This is a genomic window from Vibrio sp. SBT000027 (assembly GCF_963894355.1).
Lineage (GTDB): Bacteria > Pseudomonadota > Gammaproteobacteria > Enterobacterales > Vibrionaceae > Vibrio > Vibrio splendidus.
In genome coordinates, this window is the sequence record NZ_CAWQGD010000004.1 from 2,902,292 (window position 1) to 2,922,169 (window position 19,878).

Annotated in this window: 14 protein-coding genes; 3 read left to right on the forward strand and 11 right to left on the reverse strand. The window is 45.5% G+C overall.

The genetic code is table 11. The features are described from left to right. Nucleotides 1-103 precede the first annotated feature (103 nt). Nucleotides 104-541 carry a universal stress protein gene (locus AACU28_RS22760; RefSeq protein WP_004735912.1) on the forward strand — a complete coding sequence of 146 codons (438 nt, stop codon included), beginning with the start codon at nt 104-106 and terminating at the stop codon, nt 539-541. 162 nt (nt 542-703) lie between these two features. Here the strand turns inward: AACU28_RS22760 and AACU28_RS22765 are convergent, their stop codons facing one another. Together AACU28_RS22765 and rluA are read right to left on the reverse strand one after the other, a co-directional pair. Beyond that, the gene (locus tag AACU28_RS22765; RefSeq protein WP_121603624.1) at nt 704-1,666 is read right to left on the reverse strand and encodes a D-2-hydroxyacid dehydrogenase; all 963 of its coding nucleotides are present in this window, start codon (nt 1,664-1,666) and stop codon (nt 704-706) included. Between the two features lie 34 nt (nt 1,667-1,700). Beyond that, on the reverse strand, nt 1,701-2,435 hold the full coding sequence (gene rluA / locus AACU28_RS22770; RefSeq protein ID WP_017086999.1) for a bifunctional tRNA pseudouridine(32) synthase/23S rRNA pseudouridine(746) synthase RluA: 735 nt from the start codon (nt 2,433-2,435) through the stop codon (nt 1,701-1,703). A gap of 158 nt (nt 2,436-2,593) precedes the next feature. On the opposite strand from rluA, the gene AACU28_RS22775 reads away from it, so the two are divergent. Continuing rightward, a complete protein-coding gene (locus AACU28_RS22775; RefSeq protein ID WP_054541394.1) occupies nt 2,594-3,871 on the forward strand; it encodes an NRAMP family divalent metal transporter in 1,278 nt (425 codons plus the stop codon). 140 nt (nt 3,872-4,011) lie between these two features. Here AACU28_RS22775 and rapA read toward each other — a convergent pair whose 3' ends face one another. Next, a complete protein-coding gene (gene rapA, locus AACU28_RS22780; protein ID WP_017086997.1) occupies nt 4,012-6,921 on the reverse strand; it encodes an RNA polymerase-associated protein RapA in 2,910 nt (969 codons plus the stop codon). Nucleotides 6,922-7,387: 466 nt separating this feature from the next. Here rapA and AACU28_RS22785 point away from each other — a divergent pair, with 466 nt between their 5' ends. Next, nucleotides 7,388-8,767, forward strand: coding sequence for a PhoH family protein (locus tag AACU28_RS22785; RefSeq protein ID WP_004735919.1), 1,380 nt, complete (start codon nt 7,388-7,390; stop codon nt 8,765-8,767). 163 nt (nt 8,768-8,930) lie between these two features. Here AACU28_RS22785 and tldD read toward each other — a convergent pair whose 3' ends face one another. From tldD to AACU28_RS22825, 8 genes are all read right to left on the reverse strand, one after another. Beyond that, nucleotides 8,931-10,376, reverse strand: coding sequence for a metalloprotease TldD (tldD, locus tag AACU28_RS22790; protein WP_004735920.1), 1,446 nt, complete (start codon nt 10,374-10,376; stop codon nt 8,931-8,933). 19 nt (nt 10,377-10,395) lie between these two features. Next, nucleotides 10,396-11,208, reverse strand: coding sequence for a carbon-nitrogen hydrolase family protein (locus AACU28_RS22795; protein WP_102501129.1), 813 nt, complete (start codon nt 11,206-11,208; stop codon nt 10,396-10,398). Nucleotides 11,209-11,283: 75 nt separating this feature from the next. Beyond that, nucleotides 11,284-15,153: a YhdP family protein gene (locus AACU28_RS22800; RefSeq protein WP_121603625.1), complete on the reverse strand. Its 3,870-nt coding sequence runs from the start codon at nt 15,151-15,153 to the stop codon at nt 11,284-11,286. 10 nt (nt 15,154-15,163) lie between these two features. Then, on the reverse strand, nt 15,164-16,633 hold the full coding sequence (gene rng, locus AACU28_RS22805; RefSeq protein ID WP_004735923.1) for a ribonuclease G: 1,470 nt from the start codon (nt 16,631-16,633) through the stop codon (nt 15,164-15,166). 20 nt (nt 16,634-16,653) lie between these two features. Next, a complete protein-coding gene (locus AACU28_RS22810) occupies nt 16,654-17,340 on the reverse strand; it encodes a Maf family protein (RefSeq protein ID WP_017090476.1) in 687 nt (228 codons plus the stop codon). Between the two features lie 7 nt (nt 17,341-17,347). Next, the gene (gene mreD / locus AACU28_RS22815) at nt 17,348-17,836 is read right to left on the reverse strand and encodes a rod shape-determining protein MreD (protein WP_004735926.1); all 489 of its coding nucleotides are present in this window, start codon (nt 17,834-17,836) and stop codon (nt 17,348-17,350) included. After that, nucleotides 17,826-18,713 carry a rod shape-determining protein MreC gene (mreC, locus tag AACU28_RS22820; RefSeq protein ID WP_004735927.1) on the reverse strand — a complete coding sequence of 296 codons (888 nt, stop codon included), beginning with the start codon at nt 18,711-18,713 and terminating at the stop codon, nt 17,826-17,828. Before mreC ends, mreD begins: the two co-directional genes overlap by 11 nt. 94 nt (nt 18,714-18,807) lie before the next feature. Continuing rightward, a complete protein-coding gene (locus AACU28_RS22825) occupies nt 18,808-19,851 on the reverse strand; it encodes a rod shape-determining protein (protein WP_017080865.1) in 1,044 nt (347 codons plus the stop codon). Nucleotides 19,852-19,878: the final 27 nt, after the last annotated feature.

Below are 19,878 nucleotides of genomic sequence, written 5' to 3' on the forward strand. Positions count from 1 at the left end.
GGATAGAGCCAAGTAGCGCTCAACTCTATTTGGCTTTATTACATGGAAAGGATAATCACAGCGCTTGGTCAATACTAAGCGCTGATAAAAAAGAGAAAAACACATGTATAAACAAATCCTTGTTCCTGTTGATCTTAACGACAAAGGCTTTTCTGACAAAGCTGTTGAATTAGCGGTATGGCACGCAAAGCACAGTAACGCTGAAATCCATATCTTGAACGTATTGCCGGGCATTCACATGTCGATGGTGGCGTCTTACTTCCCGAAAGATGCAGCAAACCAAATGAAGCTCGATGTGAAAAATCAGCTGAAAGAGTTTGCAGACAAGTACATCGACGATGAAGTGGTTTATAAGGTTCACGTTGCCGAAGGTAAAACCTACACAACGATTCTAGATTACGCAGAAAAGCTTGGGGCAGACCTGATTGTGATGCCTAGTCATAAGCGCTCGAAAATCGACAAAGTGGTACTGGGTTCAGTGGCGAGTAAAGTCGTACAGAATTCACCAATCAATGTATTGGTCATCAAACCTCAAGGCTAATCGCTTCTGGCTTCTGGCTTCTGGCTTCTGGCTTCTGGCTTCTGGCTTCTGGCTTCTGGCAGATAAGCTAAGTCGAACTAAAGACAAAACATCTAAAAAGGTTGGCTCAAAGCCAACCTTTTTTATGTCTGAAGCTGAGCGTATAACCGCTCTTACTGTGAATTAACTGACGAGATTCTGCGGCTTACCAGAAACAAAGGCATCAATGTTATCGATTAAGATATCAGACAGCTTTTGAATTGAGCTATCACTGCCCCACGCTACATGTGGCGTTAATAGTAAATTTGGTAAATGACTATTAGCCAGTAATGGATTTGAGTTGTCAGCCGGTTCTTGTGTGAACACATCCATACCCGCGCCCGCAATCTCTTGATTTTTCAAAGCTTCAACTAAGGCTTGTTCATCCACGAGTCCACCGCGGCCAGCATTAACTAACACCGCATTTGGTTTCATCATTGCTAGCTCTCGCTCTGAAATCAGGTCTCGAGTCGCTTCGGTCAATGGACAATGTAAGCTGATTGCATCTGCTTGTTGTAACACCGTATCAAAAGGTAGATACCCTTCTCGACAAGAGTCAGCCCCTTTACGCTCAGCAAAGATGACATTCATACCAATTGCTTTAGCCAATATTGCTGTTGCTTGTCCTAAGCCACCACTACCGATTAAGCCTAATGTACTGCCTGCAACATCTTGAATCGGATGAGTAAAGAAGCAGAATTGTTGATCCTTTTGCCACTCGCCGGTTTCGATGTCTTGATGGTAACCAACGAGATTACGCTTTAACGCAAATAGCATCGCGATAACATGCTCAGGTACCGATTGAGTCGCGTAACCTTGCACGTTTGTCACTGCGATATTGTTACTCTTACAGTAGCCAACATCGACATTATTCACACCCGTTGCTGAAACGGCTATTAGCTTAAGTTGTTCTGCTTGAGCTAAATTCGATTCGTTGAGCACCACCTTATTGGTAATAACCACATCAGCGCCTTCAATTCGTTCAGACACTTGCTCCGGCGAAGTGAAATCATATTCAACCCACTGATGTTCAAAGCGGAGAGGTTTTAAATGAATTTGAGATGGGATGGTGGCTCGGTCGAGAAAGACCACTTTCAACTTCGGCATTGTACGTCCTTGCATTGGTATTGATTTAACCATTCTAAGCTTTTAGCTTGCTGTAGTCTGGAAGCTCTGGCGCAATTTCAAAGTGCTGTTCAATTTGCGGTGATGCTTGAGGGTAAAACTCACACGGAACAAAGGCTTTGAAAAGCTGATTATTAGCCGGATGATAAAAACTCAGTTCACACGCGTGCAGAACTAACCTGTCACTATAGTTAAACGCCTCTGGCGTTGCATAAAACTCGTCGCCAACGATTGGATTCCCTAGTTCCATGCAGTGAACACGTAACTGATGAGAGCGGCCAGTGATCGGCAGCAACTTCAACAATGCCGTTTGAGCCTCTTGTCGCTCCACCACATAGCGAGTCTGTGATGGCTTACCATCCTCGAAGCACACCTTTTGTCTTGGTCGATTTGGCCAATCACAAATGAGTGGCAGATCAATCAAACCTTCTGCTTCTTCTACTGAACCCCATACTCGGGCGTAATAGAGTTTGTGTGTCAGTCGATATTGAAATTGCTTCTTCAAATGACGCTCAGCTTGTTTGTGTTTAGCGAGCAGCATCAACCCCGATGTCGACATGTCCAGTCGATGCACAACCTGAATCTCCGCAAATTCGACAACCAACCGACTCCACATACTGTCGTAGTGCTCAGGCAATCTCCCCGGAACTGAAAGTAGGCCAGCAGGTTTGTTCACCACTAGAATATCGTCATCTTGATAAACAATATCAATCCACGGTTCACGTGGTGGTGTGTACTGTTCTAACGCCATTAAAGCCTCTTAATTACTAGTGAACAAATAATTCACGGTTGATTCGTTTATTAATAAATACAATTTTCAACATTTTTGTACATAAAAGTTGACGACCTTACAAAACATGGTATTGATAGGGTAACGGATAATAAGAAGTCAGCATCAAAGGAAAAATGATGGAAAGTACGGTTAAAACTACCAGCACAAAAACACCAACCTCAGCTCCCCTATCAAGTTTAATTAAGTCTCTTGGACCAGGCATTATGATGGCCGCAGCAGCTGTAGGTGGCTCTCACTTAGTAGCCTCAACCAAGGCTGGTGCGATTTATGGTTGGCAGCTAGCCGCGCTTATTATCCTCGTAAACATATTTAAGTACCCGTTCTTCAAAGCTGGTATCCAATACACACTAGGAACGGGTCAAAGCTTGGTGGAAGGTTACTCTAACCTAGGCCGCCCATACCTTGTGATCTTTTCGATACTGAGTGCTATTTCCGCAGTCGTGAATACCGCAGCCTTGCTGTTATTCAGTGCGAGCCTACTCAGTTACTTTATTCCTTTCGATTTAGCCACCAGCACCTTGTGCATGATCGTTTTAGCGACCTGTTTGATCATTCTTTTTGCGGGCCATTACCGCGCGCTCGACACTCTCTCTAAAGCGATCATGGCGATCCTGACCATCACAACCTTAGCTGCTGTTGCGATTGCTATTGGCTCTCCAGTCGAACCTGATGCCGCTTTTGTGCCACCATCACCTTGGTCATTGGCAGCTATCGGATTTATCGTGGTGACTATGGGTTGGATGCCTGCGCCTATCGAGATCTCAAGCATCACTTCTATGTGGCTAAAAAGCCAAAAAGAGAAACAAGACGTGACCGCTCAATCAGCACTGTTCGATTTCAATGTAGGCTACATTGGTACGGCATTGCTTGCATTGGTATTCGTTGCTTTAGGTGCTCTGGTACTTCACGGCTCGGGAGTTGAATTGTCTCGCTCTGGCGTTGGCTTCACTCATCAGTTGGTCGGTATTTACGCCTCTACCATTGGTGAATGGTCTCGTCCACTGATCGCAATCGTCGCCTTCTTCTGTATTTTTGGCAGTACCATTACCGTTATCGATGGCTACTCACGCGTACTTGCTGAATCACAGCGTCTACTGCTTAAAAAAGAGAGCAGCCCAAGAATGCTACAAGGGTGGATAATCATCGTATCTATCGCTGCGCTAGCAATCGTAATGTTCTTTAGTGCAGCCTTGATGCCAATGCTCGATTTCGCGATGATACTCGCCTTTATCACAACCCCCTTCTTCGCATTACTGAATTTCATTTTGGTGAGCAAAGCAGAGCTACCTAAAGCGCTTGCGATTGGCACTAAGCTAAAATGGTTGTCTGTAGCAGGTCTGGTTTACCTATTTGGCTTCTTAGCTCTGTTCGTTTGGTGGAAATGGTTGATGTAATCAGCTCTCCAAATTATTAGCCAAACTGCTAACCGAACTCAGAACTAAACTGTTAACCAAGATACAGATACAAATAAGGCCTTCGTGATGAAGGCCTTATTTCGTTAAAGCGTAAAGCTAGCGATATTCGAGTTCTTGGCTTAGTTGTGAGAAACCACAATCAAGCGTAACGAATCCAGCTGAACCTGAGCCTTGCTGATGTAACCGGTCAGTTCATTGATTTGAGCTTCGATAACTTCTAGCTCTTCATCACGAATGTTAGGGTTCACCGCTTTAAGCGCTTGTAGACGTTCTAGCTCACCGTTCAAGTTGGTTTGCATATCTTTCTGGGCTTGCTGACGAACTTCTTCAACCTTCGGCAGCACATGCGTCTCACCGGCTTCAATTAGCTTGTGAATTTCACCCTGTACTGAATTCACCAACTTGCTTGCCAGGTGGCGGTTTACCGGGCTCAGTTGACGGTTAAAGCTATCGAATTCAACCTGAGCAGATAAATCGTTACCACGGCCATCCATCATCAAACGAATTGGCGTCTTAGGTAAGAACTGGCTGATACCGCTGCGCTTTGGCGCTTGTGCATCAACAAGGTAAACCAACTCAAGTAGAATCGTACCGACTGGCAGCGCTTTGTTTTTCAGTAGCGAAACTGCTGATGCACCGACACCTTCGCTCAAGAGCAGATCAATACCGCCCTGAATCATTGGGTGTTCCCAGCTAATGAAGTTCATGTCTTCACGAGACAGCGCCGTTTCACGATCAAACGTGATGGTTGCACCTTCATAAGGTAGGCCTGGGTAGCTTGGAACCATCATGTGCTCAGATGGCGTTACAACTAGCGCATTTTCACCCTTATCGTCTTGGTTCAAACCAATGGTATCGAACAGACTCAGTGCAAAAGACACTAGATTAGTATCACCGTCAGTCGACGCGATCTTTTCTGCAATCTCATGCGCTTTTTCGCCGCCATTTGAGTGCATTTCTAGTAGGCGATCTCGGCCTTTTTCTAGATCCGATTTCAGGCTTTGGTTTAGCTTCGCTGACTCTTCAATCACTTCATCAAGTTGTTCGGTGTTACCAGAAGCCAACATCTCAATAAGAACATCAGAGTACTTGTCGTAAACTGTGCGACCTGTAGGGCACGTCTCTGCAAATGCGTTCAAACCTTCATCGAACCAACGCGCTAGAATCGCTTGCGATGTGCCTTTTAGGTAAGGAACGTGAATGTCGATATCACGCAGCTGACCGATACGGTCCAAACGACCAATACGTTGCTCAAGCAAGTCTGGGTTGAATGGCAAATCGAACATCACTAACTGGTTAGCAAACTGGAAGTTACGACCTTCAGAGCCGATTTCGCTACAGATAAGAACCTGAGCGCCACCCTCTTCTTGAGCAAAGTAAGCCGCCGCTTTATCACGCTCTAAAATCGACATGCCTTCGTGGAATACGGTTGCACGTACACCTTCACGCTCACGCAGTGCTTGCTCTAATTGAAGAGCAGTACTCGCACGAGAGGCGATCACTAGGATCTTTTCGCTGCGCTTATCTTGGATCTTTTCAATCAACCAGTTAACACGTGAATCGAACTGCCACCAGCTTGAATCTTCACCTTCAAACTCTTGGAAGATCTCTTCTGGGTACAGCATCTTCATCGCACGAGCTTCGGGAGCCATTTTGCCACCGATCATGCCTGATACACGCATCGAGGTTGTGTACTGCGTTGGAATATCCATCGGCAGTAAGTTTACATTGCGCTTAGGGAAGCCTTTGATTGCAGCACGTGTGTTTCTGAAAAGAACACGACCTGTACCATGGCGATCCATAAGATTATCAATCAGTTCTTGGCGAGCTAACGCTTGCTCTTCTTCGCTGCTATCGCCCTCGATAACGCGGAATAGAGGCTCAACATCTTGTTCAGATAGAAGCTCAGTGATCTGATTCTTCGCGCTGTTTTCAAGCTTCACGCCAGAGAACAATGCCGTTACTGCATCAGCAACAGGGGCGTATTGGTCTTCTTCTTCCACGAATGCTTCGTAATCGTAGAAGCGATCAGGATCAAGCAGACGCAGACGTGCAAAGTGACTCTCACGACCCAGCTGTTCAGGGGTTGCTGTCAGTAGCAGTACGCCAGAAGTATTTTCCGCTAATCCTTCAACCACTTGGTATTCGCGGCTCGGTTTGTCTTGGCTCCACTCAAGGTGGTGCGCTTCATCGACAACCAACAAATCCCACTCACCTTCAAGTGCTTGCTCGTAGCGCTTACGGCTCTTACGTAGGAAGTCCAGTGAACACAGAACGTATTGCTGAGTATCAAATGGGTTATCTGACTCAGCGAAGGCTTCAATACAACGCTCTTCGTCAAAGATAGAGAAGTGCAGGTTGAAACGGCGCATCATCTCTACTAACCATTGGTGTTGCAGAGTTTCAGGTACCACAATCAGAATGCGTTCAGCACGGCCAGACAACACCTGTTGGTGAATAATCATACCTGCTTCAATGGTTTTACCTAGACCCACTTCATCAGCCAGTAAAACGCGCGGAGCGTGACGACGACCTACTTCATGAGCAATGTACAACTGATGAGGAATCAAACCAGCGCGCATACCACACAAGCCACGCATCGGGCTCTTATGTTGTTGGTATTGATTGCTTAGCGCGCGGTAACGCAGCACGAAGTTATCCATACGGTCGATTTGACCTGCGTACAACTTATCTTGTGGTTTGTTAAAACGGATCTGGTTGCTTAAGAATATTTCACGCAGAGTCACCTCTGTCTCTTGAGTGTCTTCACGAGTGCCCAAATAAGTCAGTAGCCCTTTATCTTCGATAACTTCTTCGACAGATAGAGACCAACCTTCTTGGCATTCGATGACATCGCCTACATTAAACGTTACTCGGGTTACGGGAGCATCAGTGCGTGCATAGACACGATTCTCTTCTGATGCTGCAAACATTACTGTCACTGTTCGAGCATCCATTGCTACAACGGTACCTAAACCTAAATCGCTCTCCGTATCGCTTATCCAGCGTTGCCCCAAAGCAAATGTCATGAATCGACTACCTCAATCTTATAGTTGGAATTTGGTCATGTTAACTGCAGTTTTAAACAAGAGCCTTATCGCGCTTGAACTAAAAATATAGCTAAAGATGCCTAGTTTGCAGCCACTTTTTAAGTGCGCTCTTAATAATAAATATATCGAGAAAATGGTGCAGAAAAAGGTCGCTAATCTTACTCGATGCTGTGATTTAGGTCACGCCTAAAGGAGATGATTTCATACTTTTTTTCTGTTTTCGCCAGTGCAATCAAACTGTCAAAAAATCATGGGTAATCTATAGGTAGCAGATTGCTGCTCTCAAACGAATACACCATATTCATTCACAACGATATGGCGATATTTCTCTAGATGAAGTTTAGGTGAGTAGTTGACTATCACCGGAATGAGATACTAATCTTTATATGAGCTTTATCTACGTTCAATGAATGCAAGGCAAGCCGCACGTCGGCAAGGAGATGCTATGGGCGAGACCAACCGGAAGCTATTTGTTTTAGACACTAATATCCTACTTCACGAACCCTTCGCTATATTTTCTTTCCAAGAGCACGATGTCGTTATCCCCATGACCGTGCTAGAAGAACTCGACAGAATCAAAGACAGTAAAAGAGACGTTGCTCGAGATGCGAGAATTGCGATTCGAACGCTCGAAGATTTGTTCAGGGAAGCCACACCAGACCAAATATCGGAAGGCATTCCTTTTTCTAAAGACATAAACGCATCTGGCAGTATTTCCATACTCGCTGATTACGAACTTCAAGAAAGCATCAAAGCCTTCGCCGATGATAAGGCAGGCGATAACCGAATCCTCAACGCAGTCCTCTACCTTCAAAACAAACGCGCGCCACGCGAAGTAGTTCTTATCACGAAAGACATCAACATGCGCTTACGAGCCAAAGGCGCTGGGGTCCGCTTTGTTGAAGACTATCAAACCGACCAATTGATTGATGACATCCAATACCTCACTAAAGGCTTTCAACAACTCGAAGGCTCATTCTGGGATGGCGTCGATAACGTCGAGAGTAGAAGTTTAGGCGGAAAAACGCTGCACACCCTAGCGAGAGCACCTTTCGATCCAACCTTCCTCAACCAATACGTGATTGACGAAGAAAGTGACTTTGCTGGTCGTGTAGAAGAGATTGAGGCCGAACGCATTACGCTCAGAGATCTCAGTCGAGAAAGGTTAATGAACCGCAAGACATGGGATATTACACCTAAGAATGTCTATCAAGGGATGGCGATTGATGCACTGCTCGACCCTGACATCGATCTGGTGATTCTCACCGGCGCTGCAGGTAGTGGTAAAACACTGTTAGCCATGGCTGCCGCACTTGAACAAACCATAGAGCGTAAACAATTCGATAAGATCATCGTAACCCGAAACACGCCCGATATCGGTGAGTCGATTGGGTTCCTTCCCGGCACCGAGGAAGAAAAAATGCTGCCTTGGTTAGCGGCAGTGACCGATACACTGGAAGCTCTGCACAAGAACGATCACTGCACCGAAGGATCGATGAAGTACATCTGTGACAAAGCCAATATCCAGTTCAAATCGATTAACTTCATGCGTGGTCGCTCAATCCAAAATGCCTTTGTTCTTTTGGATGAGTGTCAAAACCTTACCGCTTCACAAATCAAAACCATCATCACCCGTTGTGGTGAAGGCACCAAGATCGTCTGTTCAGGAAACCTAGCTCAGATAGATTCATCCTACTTAACCCCTGTAACTTCAGGCTTAACCTACATGGTCGAGCGTTTTAAAGACTTCGAAGGCAGTGCCAATATTCACCTCAATGGTGTGGTACGAAGTCGACTGGCCGAGTTTGCTGAAGAGAACATGTAACGGTTCGGTTTAGTAAATAGCGATCCAGAAACAGAAAAGCCCAGAGACAGAAAGCCCAGAAACAAAAAAGCGCCTCACATTGGAGGCGCTTTTAGCTTTAACTGCAACTGAAACTGTAATTTCAACTAGCTTGCTATAACAAATTTGCTGAAGTTGGTCTGAATTACTCAGTACCACCAACCGTTAACGAATCTAGTTTCAATGTTGGTTGACCAACACCGACTGGTACGCTTTGGCCAGCTTTACCACACACACCAACACCACGGTCAAGGCTTAGGTCGTTACCCACCATAGACACTTGCTGCATCGCTTCGATACCCGAACCGATTAGCGTTGCACCTTTCACTGGGTGAGTGATCTTACCGTTTTCAATCATGTACGCTTCAGAAGCGGAGAACACAAACTTACCAGAAGTAATATCCACCTGACCGCCACCAAAGTTCGGCGCGTAGATGCCTCTTTCAACCGTCGAGATAATCTCTTCAGGAGTATGCTCACCTGGCAGCATGTAAGTGTTGGTCATGCGCGGCATAGGAAGGTGTGCATAAGATTCACGACGACCATTACCTGTAGGCGCTACACCCATTAGACGAGCATTAAGCTTATCTTGCATGTAACCTTTTAGGATGCCGTTTTCGATTAGCGTGTTGTACTGACCATTAACGCCTTCATCATCGACGTTCAATGAACCACGTAGATCCGTTAATGTACCGTCATCAACAATCGTACATAGGCTTGATGTAACTTGCTCGCCCACTTTGCCAGAAAATACTGAAGACTCTTTACGGTTGAAGTCACCTTCTAACCCGTGGCCTACCGCTTCATGCAGAAGAACGCCCGGCCAACCCGAACCAAGAACGACAGGCATTGCACCAGCAGGTGCAGCAACCGCTTCAAGGTTAACTAACGCTTGGCGGATTGCTTCATCAGCAAATTGATAAGCAACCTGAGAACCATTAGCATCACTTAAGAAGAAGTCGTAACCAAAACGACCACCGCCACCAGCACTGCCACGTTCACGACGATCGCCTTTCTGAGCAAGTACGCTAATAGACAAGCGAACCAGCGGGCGAATATCACCAGCGAAAGTACCATCAGTTGCCGCAACCAGCATCTGCTCATGTACCCCACTTAAGCTTACCGATACTTCAGTTACCATCGGCTCTTTAGTACGAATGTAAGCATCAAGCGCTTTTAGTAATTCTGTTTTCTGTTGTTTTTCCCAGCTTGCTAGCGGGTTTACCGCGTCATAGTAAGCTTGGTTAGAGTTGCGCTTGAAAGCTTGTACCTTGCCGTTTTGGCCTTGCTTAGCGATACCGCGAGCCGCGATTGCACTCTGTTTAAGGCCATCCAATTGAATTTGGTCAGAGTAAGCAAAACCGGTTTTTTCACCAGAGACCGCTCGTACACCAAGACCACAATCGATATTGAAAGAGCCGTCTTTAATAATGCTGTCTTCTAGCACTAATGACTCGTGCCAGCTTGACTGAAAGTAGATATCAGCATAATCAATTTGGCGGGTAGCAATGCTCGCCAATGTATCTGCGATATTTTGCTCCGTCAGCCCTGTTGGGTTAAGTAGCGCTTCTTCAATTTGATTAATGCTCATAAATGGCTCTTGTTTGTAATTAAAATTGATTGGTAAATCGAGAGTGTTGCGCGATTGGCATATTTTGCCTGATTGATTCGCAACTGGATGTGTCTATCTCAACCACCATACTTTTAGGATCTTGGTCTAACTGTGCGACCACTCGTCCCCATGGATCAACCACCATTGAGTGTCCCCATGTTTCTCTTTGACAAGGATGTTTCCCCCCTTGCCCCACCGCGACAATCCACGATTGTGTTTCGATCGCGCGGCATCTTAATAATGCTTCCCAATGCGCTTGACCTGTTACTGCCGTAAACGCTGCTGGTACCACTATGATTTGTGCACCTTGCTTGCGTAACTCAGAATACAAGTGAGGAAAGCGCACATCATAACAAATACTCAAACCTAAGCGACCAAAAGGCGTTTCCGTCGTCACAACTCGTTCACCCGGCGTGAAAATATCCGACTCTCGATAGCACTTGTGCGCATCGGCGACATCCACATCAAACATGTGTAGCTTATCGTAATGAGTCACTAGGCACCCAAAGTCATCAATCACTAGGGTTGTAGTGGTCACACCTTCAGTTGTGCTTATCGGCATACTACCGACAACGATCCACATTCGGTGAAGCTTAGCTAACTCAAATAATTTCTTTTGTAGTGGGCCATCATTTAGGGGCTCTGCATACTGGTGATAGTCGGCTTTACTGCCAAAAACTAACGCGTTTTCAGGACACACAACCCACTTAGCCCCCAACGCTTTGCACTTTGCTACTTCTTGGGCAAGGTAAGCAAGGTTCAATTCAGGGCTAGGGCCAGATGTCATTTGAATCAACCCAACACTATCCATGTGTCTCGCTCCTCTATTCATTATGATTCAGAAATCGGCATTTGACCGTATATTAACCGACTGGCTTGTTATCAACTACTCAGCTAATTTTCTCAATTTTTCGGGTAGCTGGAACTCGCCAGAACTACGAGAAAGCTCACTTACCGTAGGTGAATCCAATGGGCCTTTTACCGAGTAATTCACTTGAGTAAAGACTTCAACCACCGGCGATATAACCGTAGTCACGGCCAATACATACAGCGCCGTTTGAGGCGTTACCGCAAAGGCCGTTAATACTGGAATACCCGAGGTAATATCAGGAGTAAAGTTCACCTCAGCATCGACCAAGCGCGTGTTGAGGTTAGCGATTCCTTTGATCTTCATCTCACCCGCGACCGCATCCATATTCAGATCGTTCGTCAGGAAGATACCATTTTGAATCTTGCCCGTTCCTGTGATGCTATTGAATGCCATGCCTTTATCAAACACATCCGAGAAATCGAGCTGCATCTTACGGATAATCGAATCTAGGCTAAACAACCCCAGCAATCGAGCCGCGCCACTGACATCCGAGATGATACCTTTACCAAACTTGGTTTTAACGTTGCCATCAAGGGTATCCATTTTGATCCCCCATGGCGAACCATCCCAGTTCAGTTGGCCTTCTAACTCGAATGGCGCTTTTTGAATTCCGGATGTAATGCCGAAACGCTCCATGAGCTCGCTATTGTTTTCACCTTCAATGTCAACGGTTAGCGATGAATGACTCTTGTCACCATTCAGTGCCCACCAGCCACTCACATCGGCTTTATTGCTCCCGCTACGAACTTGAATCTTGTTCCACTCAAGCCGATCGTCTTGTCTAGTTAACTCAACATCGACGGTACCGACCTTATAGCCTTGTAACCAAAAATCGTTCAGCGTTAACTTCAGGTTAGGCATCGCAGCATAGATCTCTCTATCTAGCTTAGAGATCAATGGTGCTTCTTGTTCTTTACGTTGAAGTAGTTGTTCTTGGTTTTTCTTATCACTCCATTCAGGAACAAACAGATGCAGGCGATCCAGAGAAACGGTTAAGTCGTAAGGAGGCAGATAATTAATATCTCCTTCGATCTCTTGGCTAGACACTTCCATTTGCCACGCTTGTTTGTTCTTGCGGGCGCTAAAGTCGACATCATTCCAAGAAATACCACCTAAGATCAGCTCTTTACTCTCAAAGGTAATACGGCTTGGCGCTGGAATGGTTGGCGTGTTCATTTGGCTAAGTATTGCATCTGACGGTTGCACTGGCTCCATCACCACTGATAACCAATCATCAGCATTAAATTTATCCGTACGAATCAACGCATGATGCCCAACGACAGGGCTAATTTTATAGCCACCACGACCCAGCACTAAGTTGGTCGCCGTTAACTCAGGAACATCGCCAGTAATATCAATTTCAGCTTGGTATTTAGTATTCGGCAGTTGCAGACGCGCGGTAATCGACTCTTGGTTGCCCGAGGCTTGAAGCCTTGCAGAACCACTTTCTAGTGATTTTTTCGCCAATGGATACGGGTAATCACTCGCCAAGTATTTAAGATCTGACTGTAAATCTAATTGGTAAGTAAACCCGATGTCATTAAGTTGAATATCAATCTGGCTTTGCCATTGCGCATGACCTGACAAGCGGCTCAACCACTGTTCACCTACATAAGGCTCTAGAGGCTTAACGTCCCAATCGCCTAACACATCAATATCAACGGCATAACCTGGGCCATCATTTAAGCCCTTAAAATCGACAGAAATACCTTGCTTTAATAAATCGGCAGCGAGACCGTTGGCCGTAATCACATCATTATCAAATTCAATACGCCCAGTGGTGTTTTCAAGCACCATTGGCGGCGCTTCAATCTCTACATGGTTATCTTTGAGATCAGCATAACCCCACGCTCTTGGCTCTTTTTCGGAATCAAAAGGAATATTAAGTTGGAATTCAGACGATACATCACCACTCACTTGCAGCGCCGTTAGGGCGGCACCCACAGAATCAACCAATGGTGAAGCCGTCATGTAATCACGAACCGCATTACCTGACGCCGTCGCTTTAGCTTCAATTTCAATATGGCCGCCTTCCCCTAAATAAGGAATGCGTCCTGTGATTCGGTCTGCCGTCACATCCATCAATTGAGCGGAACGAGAATCAAGATGCATCGCATCATTTTCAAACAACAGATCAAGTTGTAGATCAGTAATCAGTGGCCAACCGGTATCAAAACTAAATTTCGCGTTCTCTAACCCAACCCAAACTTGGAAAATACCATCGTGATTGGTGTAGGGGTACTGGGCTAATTCACCATGCCAAAGTAACTTAACAGTGTCGGCTTTACCCGCTTGAATCGCAGTAGAAAGGTAGTCGGTAAGATCTTGTCCAAGTGCCAATGTAGGTAAATAACGCCATGTTTCTCCGACATTGTAAGCGTCCGCTTCGCCGTAGAAGGATAAGAATGGGCTAGCATCCTTTGGGAAGTCCAAGCGAAATGCGCCTAGTACTTGTAAATCTGGCGTGGCTGCTGTGATTTTATCGGACCAAAGCTTCCAACCGCTTTCATCTTGCTGCCAAACAATGTCAACCTGACCTTGTTTGATATTCAAAGGCGCTTGGAATACATCACCATAAGGAAACACATCATCAATCACATGCAGACTGGCTTTCGCTTCAGATGCAGAGCCAAACACACTGCCTGAAACTTGGCTGAAGCCCGGAACCAACTCCCATTGCTCAATGGCAAGATCACTAAAACTCGCTGAATAACGTAAGCTTTCGATGCCAGAATCCATTGAGACCCGAATATCAGAAACGGAGCCTCCAGGCTTCAACGAATTGATCATTTTGGTTGATTGCGCAGAATCAGGCAGCAACTTAATCAACGGCGTCAGTGTTTCGATATCGAGTTCAGAAACATTGAGCTCCCAAGGGCCGCTATTCCACTTGAAGGCAACATCTAACTCAGGCCAAGGCCTATCATCCGTTCTAAGATTAAGTGAGTGACCATTCACTTGCCATCCATCATCAATTGGAGACAACTTAAAGACCCCTGACTCAAGCATCAGATCATGTTGGCCATCTTCGTTCCAAGTCAATTCAGAAGGTAACACCTCAACATACGCACTCACTGGTTTGCTGTTTCTCAAGGTCAGCCAGCTATTCAAACTCACTGTACCGGTTTCAACACCAGACTCAGCCTGCATGTAACGGGTTAGCCATGGTTTAACCGAGATGTTATCTGCACTCACATAGAACTCACCGGTTACATCGGTTAATGAGCCACCATCGATAAAGTTAGCACTTACTGACAACGAGTTAAGATTGGCGTCTTTAATGCTAACAACCCCTTCAGCAAGGTGATGTTTATCTGTGTTTTGCCATTTTAAAATGTCGATATCGAGCTGACGATCTTCGCCCGAAACTGAGCGATAGAGAAGTGAAGAATCTTTAGCGGTCACATCCACCAAAGTTTTCAATAGTAAATTATCCAGCTCTTTCATCACACGCTTCGAAGAACCGGGGTCTTTAGGTTCGTCTGTACCGTTTCCAGCAAACAGATCAATTGAGCGAATATCAAGATACATTTGATTCATGACCAGATCGGCCACAACTGGACGCATCTGAACGAGCGATTGAACCAAGTCAAACTCGACTTCAACACGCTCAACAGAGAAGGTCACATCTTCTGCATTTGGGAGGCTGGCTTTAACGCCTTGTAGAGCAATAGAAGGGTGAGTGTTACGCCAAAAACCGCCCACATCTTGAATAGAAAACTCAAAACCGGAATGTTGGTTTACCCAAAGCTCAATTTCAGATTGATACTTATTTAAATTGGGTAAGGCTACACGCAGTGTAGTAACAGCAATGGCTAGCGTTACTAAGAGAGTAACCACTAACCATAGACATGCACGAAGAATCAGAGTAACGCTTGAACTCACAAAATATCCATTACATCATAACAACATCAAACTGCTCTTGTATGTACAGAGGCTCAGCTTGGATTTTAACTTGTTTACCAATAAACACTTCAAGCTCCGCAAGCGCATGTGACTCATCGCCCTCTAGTGCTTCGGCAACGGCAGCTGCCGCATAGACCACAAACTTATCAGCGTCATACGCACGATTCACTCGTGTGATCTCTCGAAGGATTTCATAACAAACGGTTTCAACTGTTTTCACACTGCCACGCCCTTCACAGGCAGGACAACTCGAACACAGAATATGCTCAATACTTTCACGAGTACGTTTACGCGTCATCTCAACCAAGCCAAGCTGTGTAAAGCCATTGATATTGGTTTTCACACGATCTTTGTCTAGCGCCGCCTCTAAAGAAGTTAGTACTCGCTTACGATGTTCCTCAGACAGCATATCGATAAAGTCGATAATGATGATGCCACCTAAGTTACGCAAACGCAGCTGACGAGCAATGGCTTGCGTCGCTTCTACGTTGGTGTTGAAAATCGTCTCTTCTAGATTACGACGACCGACAAAGGCACCGGTGTTGATGTCGACGGTCGTCATCGCTTCCGTTTGGTCGATAATCAGATACCCACCAGACTTCAATTCGACTTTACGATCCAAAGAGCGTTGAACTTCGTTCTCGGTATCGTACATATCAAAGATAGGCTTGTCGCCTTCATACAACTCAAGCTTTTCAGTCAGCTCTGGCACGTACTCAGAAGTAAATTCTTTTAGGTTTTCATATTCTAAACGCGAATCGACCTGGATTCGGCTCAACTCAGTACCCACAAAGTCACGTAAGATACGTTGGCTTAGGCAAAGTTCACCGTATAGACGAGTACGAGCTTTGTGTTTACCACGACGCTCTAACACTTTTAGCCATAATCGCTTCAAGAATGCCGCATCTTGTGCCAACTCATTCGAGTCTGCGCCTTCAGCTGCAGTACGGATAATAAAGCCACCGTGTTCGTCACAGTAACGAGACACCACTTTTTTAAGGCGGTTACGTTCAGACTCACTGTCGATACGTTGAGAAACGCCGACATGGCTTGCGCCCGGCATAAAGACCAAATAACGAGACGGTAAAGTAATATCAGTCGTTAAGCGGGCACCTTTGGTACCAAGAGGATCTTTGACGACTTGAACCACAATGTCTTGTCCTTGGCGAACAAGCTCAGAGATGTCACGAACCTGAAATTGCTTCTTTTCGTTTTCAGCGACACATTCAGTGTGTGGAACAATATCAGAGGCGTGTAGAAAAGCTGCTTTCTCAAGGCCTATATCCACAAAAGCCGCCTGCATTCCCGGAAGAACACGGCTTACACGTCCTTTATAGATATTTCCTACGATACCGCGTCGAGCATCTCGTTCGACATGGATCTCTTGAAGAGCCCCCCCTTCAATCATGGCCACGCGAGTTTCACTCGGGGTCACGTTCAGCAACAATTCAGCACTCATGGTGCACCTCAGATTAGTAATTATAAGAATTCTTGCAGTAGCTGGTCCGTTTCATATAAAGGCAAGCCGACAACGGCGTAATAACTACCTTCGATTCGGGTAACAAAGCGCCCACCCAAACCTTGGATCCCATAGCTACCGGCTTTATCGCATGGCTCCCCTGTTTGCCAGTATTGTTCTATTTCTTGTTCACTGAGGGGTTTAAACCATACGTCGGTAATAATGATTTCTGTTCTTTGTTTTTCTTCTGAAACCACAGAAACCGCCGTCATCACTTGGTGACGCTCGTTTGCTAACTGAGTAAGCATGCGCTTAGAGTCGGCAAAATCGGTGGGTTTCTCGAGCACTTGCCCTTGGCTTACGACGACTGTGTCAGAACCAAGAACGACTGTTTCAGAATCAAGAGAAATAGCATCAGAGTCAAGAGCTACGATGCCAGAGCCAACAGCTACATTATCAACACTAGAAACTACATTATCAGAACTAGGAACGACATGCTGCTTTTCAGAAGGGTTATCTTTCAATAAAGACAACGCAGCTAAAGCTTTATCTAAAGATAGTCGCTTAACGTACTCTTCGGCGGTTTCTTGGGCGTGTTTACACTCTTCAACATCAGTTACAAGGACAGAAAACTCATAACCAAGTTGAGATAGCAGTTCTTTGCGGCGTGGTGAACCGGATGCCAAAACTAAATGCTTCTTTTCCATTGTCACTCTACCTTACATGCCAATGACGACGTACGCGTCTCATTAATAGAAACATCCAAGGCCAAAGTATACAGTTTATCAATGCGCTCCATAACGATAATGGATTGAAAACGACATCTTGGATCAAATATTCACCAAAGAAGATCAACACCTCAAACAATACCGTTAACGCAGCAATAATCATCGCTTGTTGCCATAGCGCCATATTACGAATAACTAGGAAATTCATCGCAATAATGTACATAACGATTGCCATCATCATGCCTCGAATACCTAACGTCGAGCCTATCAATAGATCCCACAATAAGCCCAGAATCAAAGCGCTACCCACGTTAACACGGTGAGGTAGGGCCAAAACCCAGTAACAGGTAACCAGTAGCAGCCAAGATGGTCTAAATAGATCCAAACTACCAGGCCAAGGAATCGTTTGCAGAATAAGGGCTACTAAAAATGAGCAACCAATGACTACCTTGCTTCTTAAAACGCTATTGGCCATCTTCGCCCTCTAACAATGCTTGTTCTATGCTGGATTGATCCGCTTGCATCTGTTTGTTTTCATCAGGCCATACTAGCAGCAAGTATCTGAGCTTATCGAACTCAACCACAGGCTCCGCTTTGATAACGGCAAATTCACGTTTTGGGTCGTAATCAACGGCAGTAACGTAGGCGACTGGATAACCTTCTGGATATACTCCACCGAGTCCAGATGTCACCAATAGATCTTCTTCTTGTATATCGGTACTGGTTGGAATGTGCTCTAGCTGGATCTCATCAATCATGCCATTGCCCGAAGCGATCACTCGAATATCGTTGCGAATAACTTGTACGGGAATCGCATTGTTTGCGTCAGTCAGTAACAGGACACGACTATTATGAGCAGCAACAAAAGTCACTTGGCCGACAATGCCTTTTTCGTTGATCACCGGTTGACCTTCATACACCCCATCAATCTGACCTTTGTCGATCACAACTTGATGACGATATGGTGAAGTGTCTACCGCCATAACTTCTGTGACGACTTTCTTCTCATCACGGATAAACGGAGATCCTAACAACTTACGGAGGCGCTTGTTTTCTTCTTGATATTGCTCAAGCAGAATCAGCTCGCTCTTCAGGCGCAAGACTTCTCGTTTAATATTATGGTTGGATTCGATAAGGCCTTTACGAGTACTAAAACGATCGTAGACACCATCGAACATAGTACGAGGTAAGTTGGCTGCATATTGAATAGGTGCAACCATGCTGTTCAATAGATAGCGGACATTTGAGAAAGCATCTAAACGACTATCAGCCAGCATAAGGCTGGCTGATAAAATTACAGCAAAAAACAGGCGCAATTGTAGAGAGGGACCTCTACCAAAAATTGGCTTCATTCTATATTTGGTCCTAGAGCTACATTTGATCCTATAGACAAGGTCCTAGGCTCTTTACATAAAACTAGATAAGAAAAGAGCCTAACACTAGATATTATTCTTCGCTGAACAGATCGCCGCCGTGCATGTCGATCATCTCTAGGGCTTTACCGCCACCTAGAGCAACACACGTTAATGGCTCTTCTGCCACAACAACAGGGATACCCGTTTCTTCTGTTAGCAGACGATCAATATCTTTAAGCAGTGCACCACCACCGGTCAGTACCATACCGTTTTCTGAAATATCAGAAGCAAGCTCTGGCGGACACTGTTCTAGTGCAACCATCACTGCAGATACGATGCCAGATAGCGGCTCTTGAAGTGCTTCAAGAATTTCGTTTGAGTTCAGGCTAAAGCTACGAGGTACACCTTCAGCAAGGTTACGACCACGTACTTCGATCTCATCGACTTCATCGCCAGGGTAAGCTGAACCGATTTCGTGTTTGATCTTCTCTGCTGTCGCTTCACCGATCAAGCTACCGTAGTTACGACGAACGTAGTTGATGATCGCTTCATCAAAACGGTCACCACCGATACGTACAGAAGACGAGTAAACCACACCGTTAAGTGAGATAACCGCAACTTCAGTCGTACCACCACCGATATCAACAACCATTGAACCCGTTGGCTCAGAGACACGTAGGCCAGCACCAATCGCAGCAGCCATAGGCTCATCGATTAGGTAAACCTCACGAGCACCAGCCCCTAGCGCTGATTCACGGATAGCACGACGCTCAACCTGAGTTGAACCACAAGGTACACAAACCAAAACACGAGGGCTTGGTTTAAGCACACTGTTGTCATGCACTTGCTTAATAAAGTGCTGAAGCATTTTTTCGGTTACGTAAAAGTCAGCAATTACACCGTCTTTCATTGGACGGATCGCTGAAATGTTACCAGGCGTACGACCAAGCATTTGCTTAGCAGCGTGACCAACAGCAGCTACACTCTTTGCAGACCCCGTACGATCTTGGCGAATAGCGACAACGGAAGGCTCATCAAGAACAATGCCTTGGCCTTTTACATATATAAGGGTATTGGCTGTACCTAAATCAATCGATAGGTCGTTTGAAAACATGCCACGAAGTTTTTTAAACATATTCTTCGCTCATCCTGCAAGAATTAG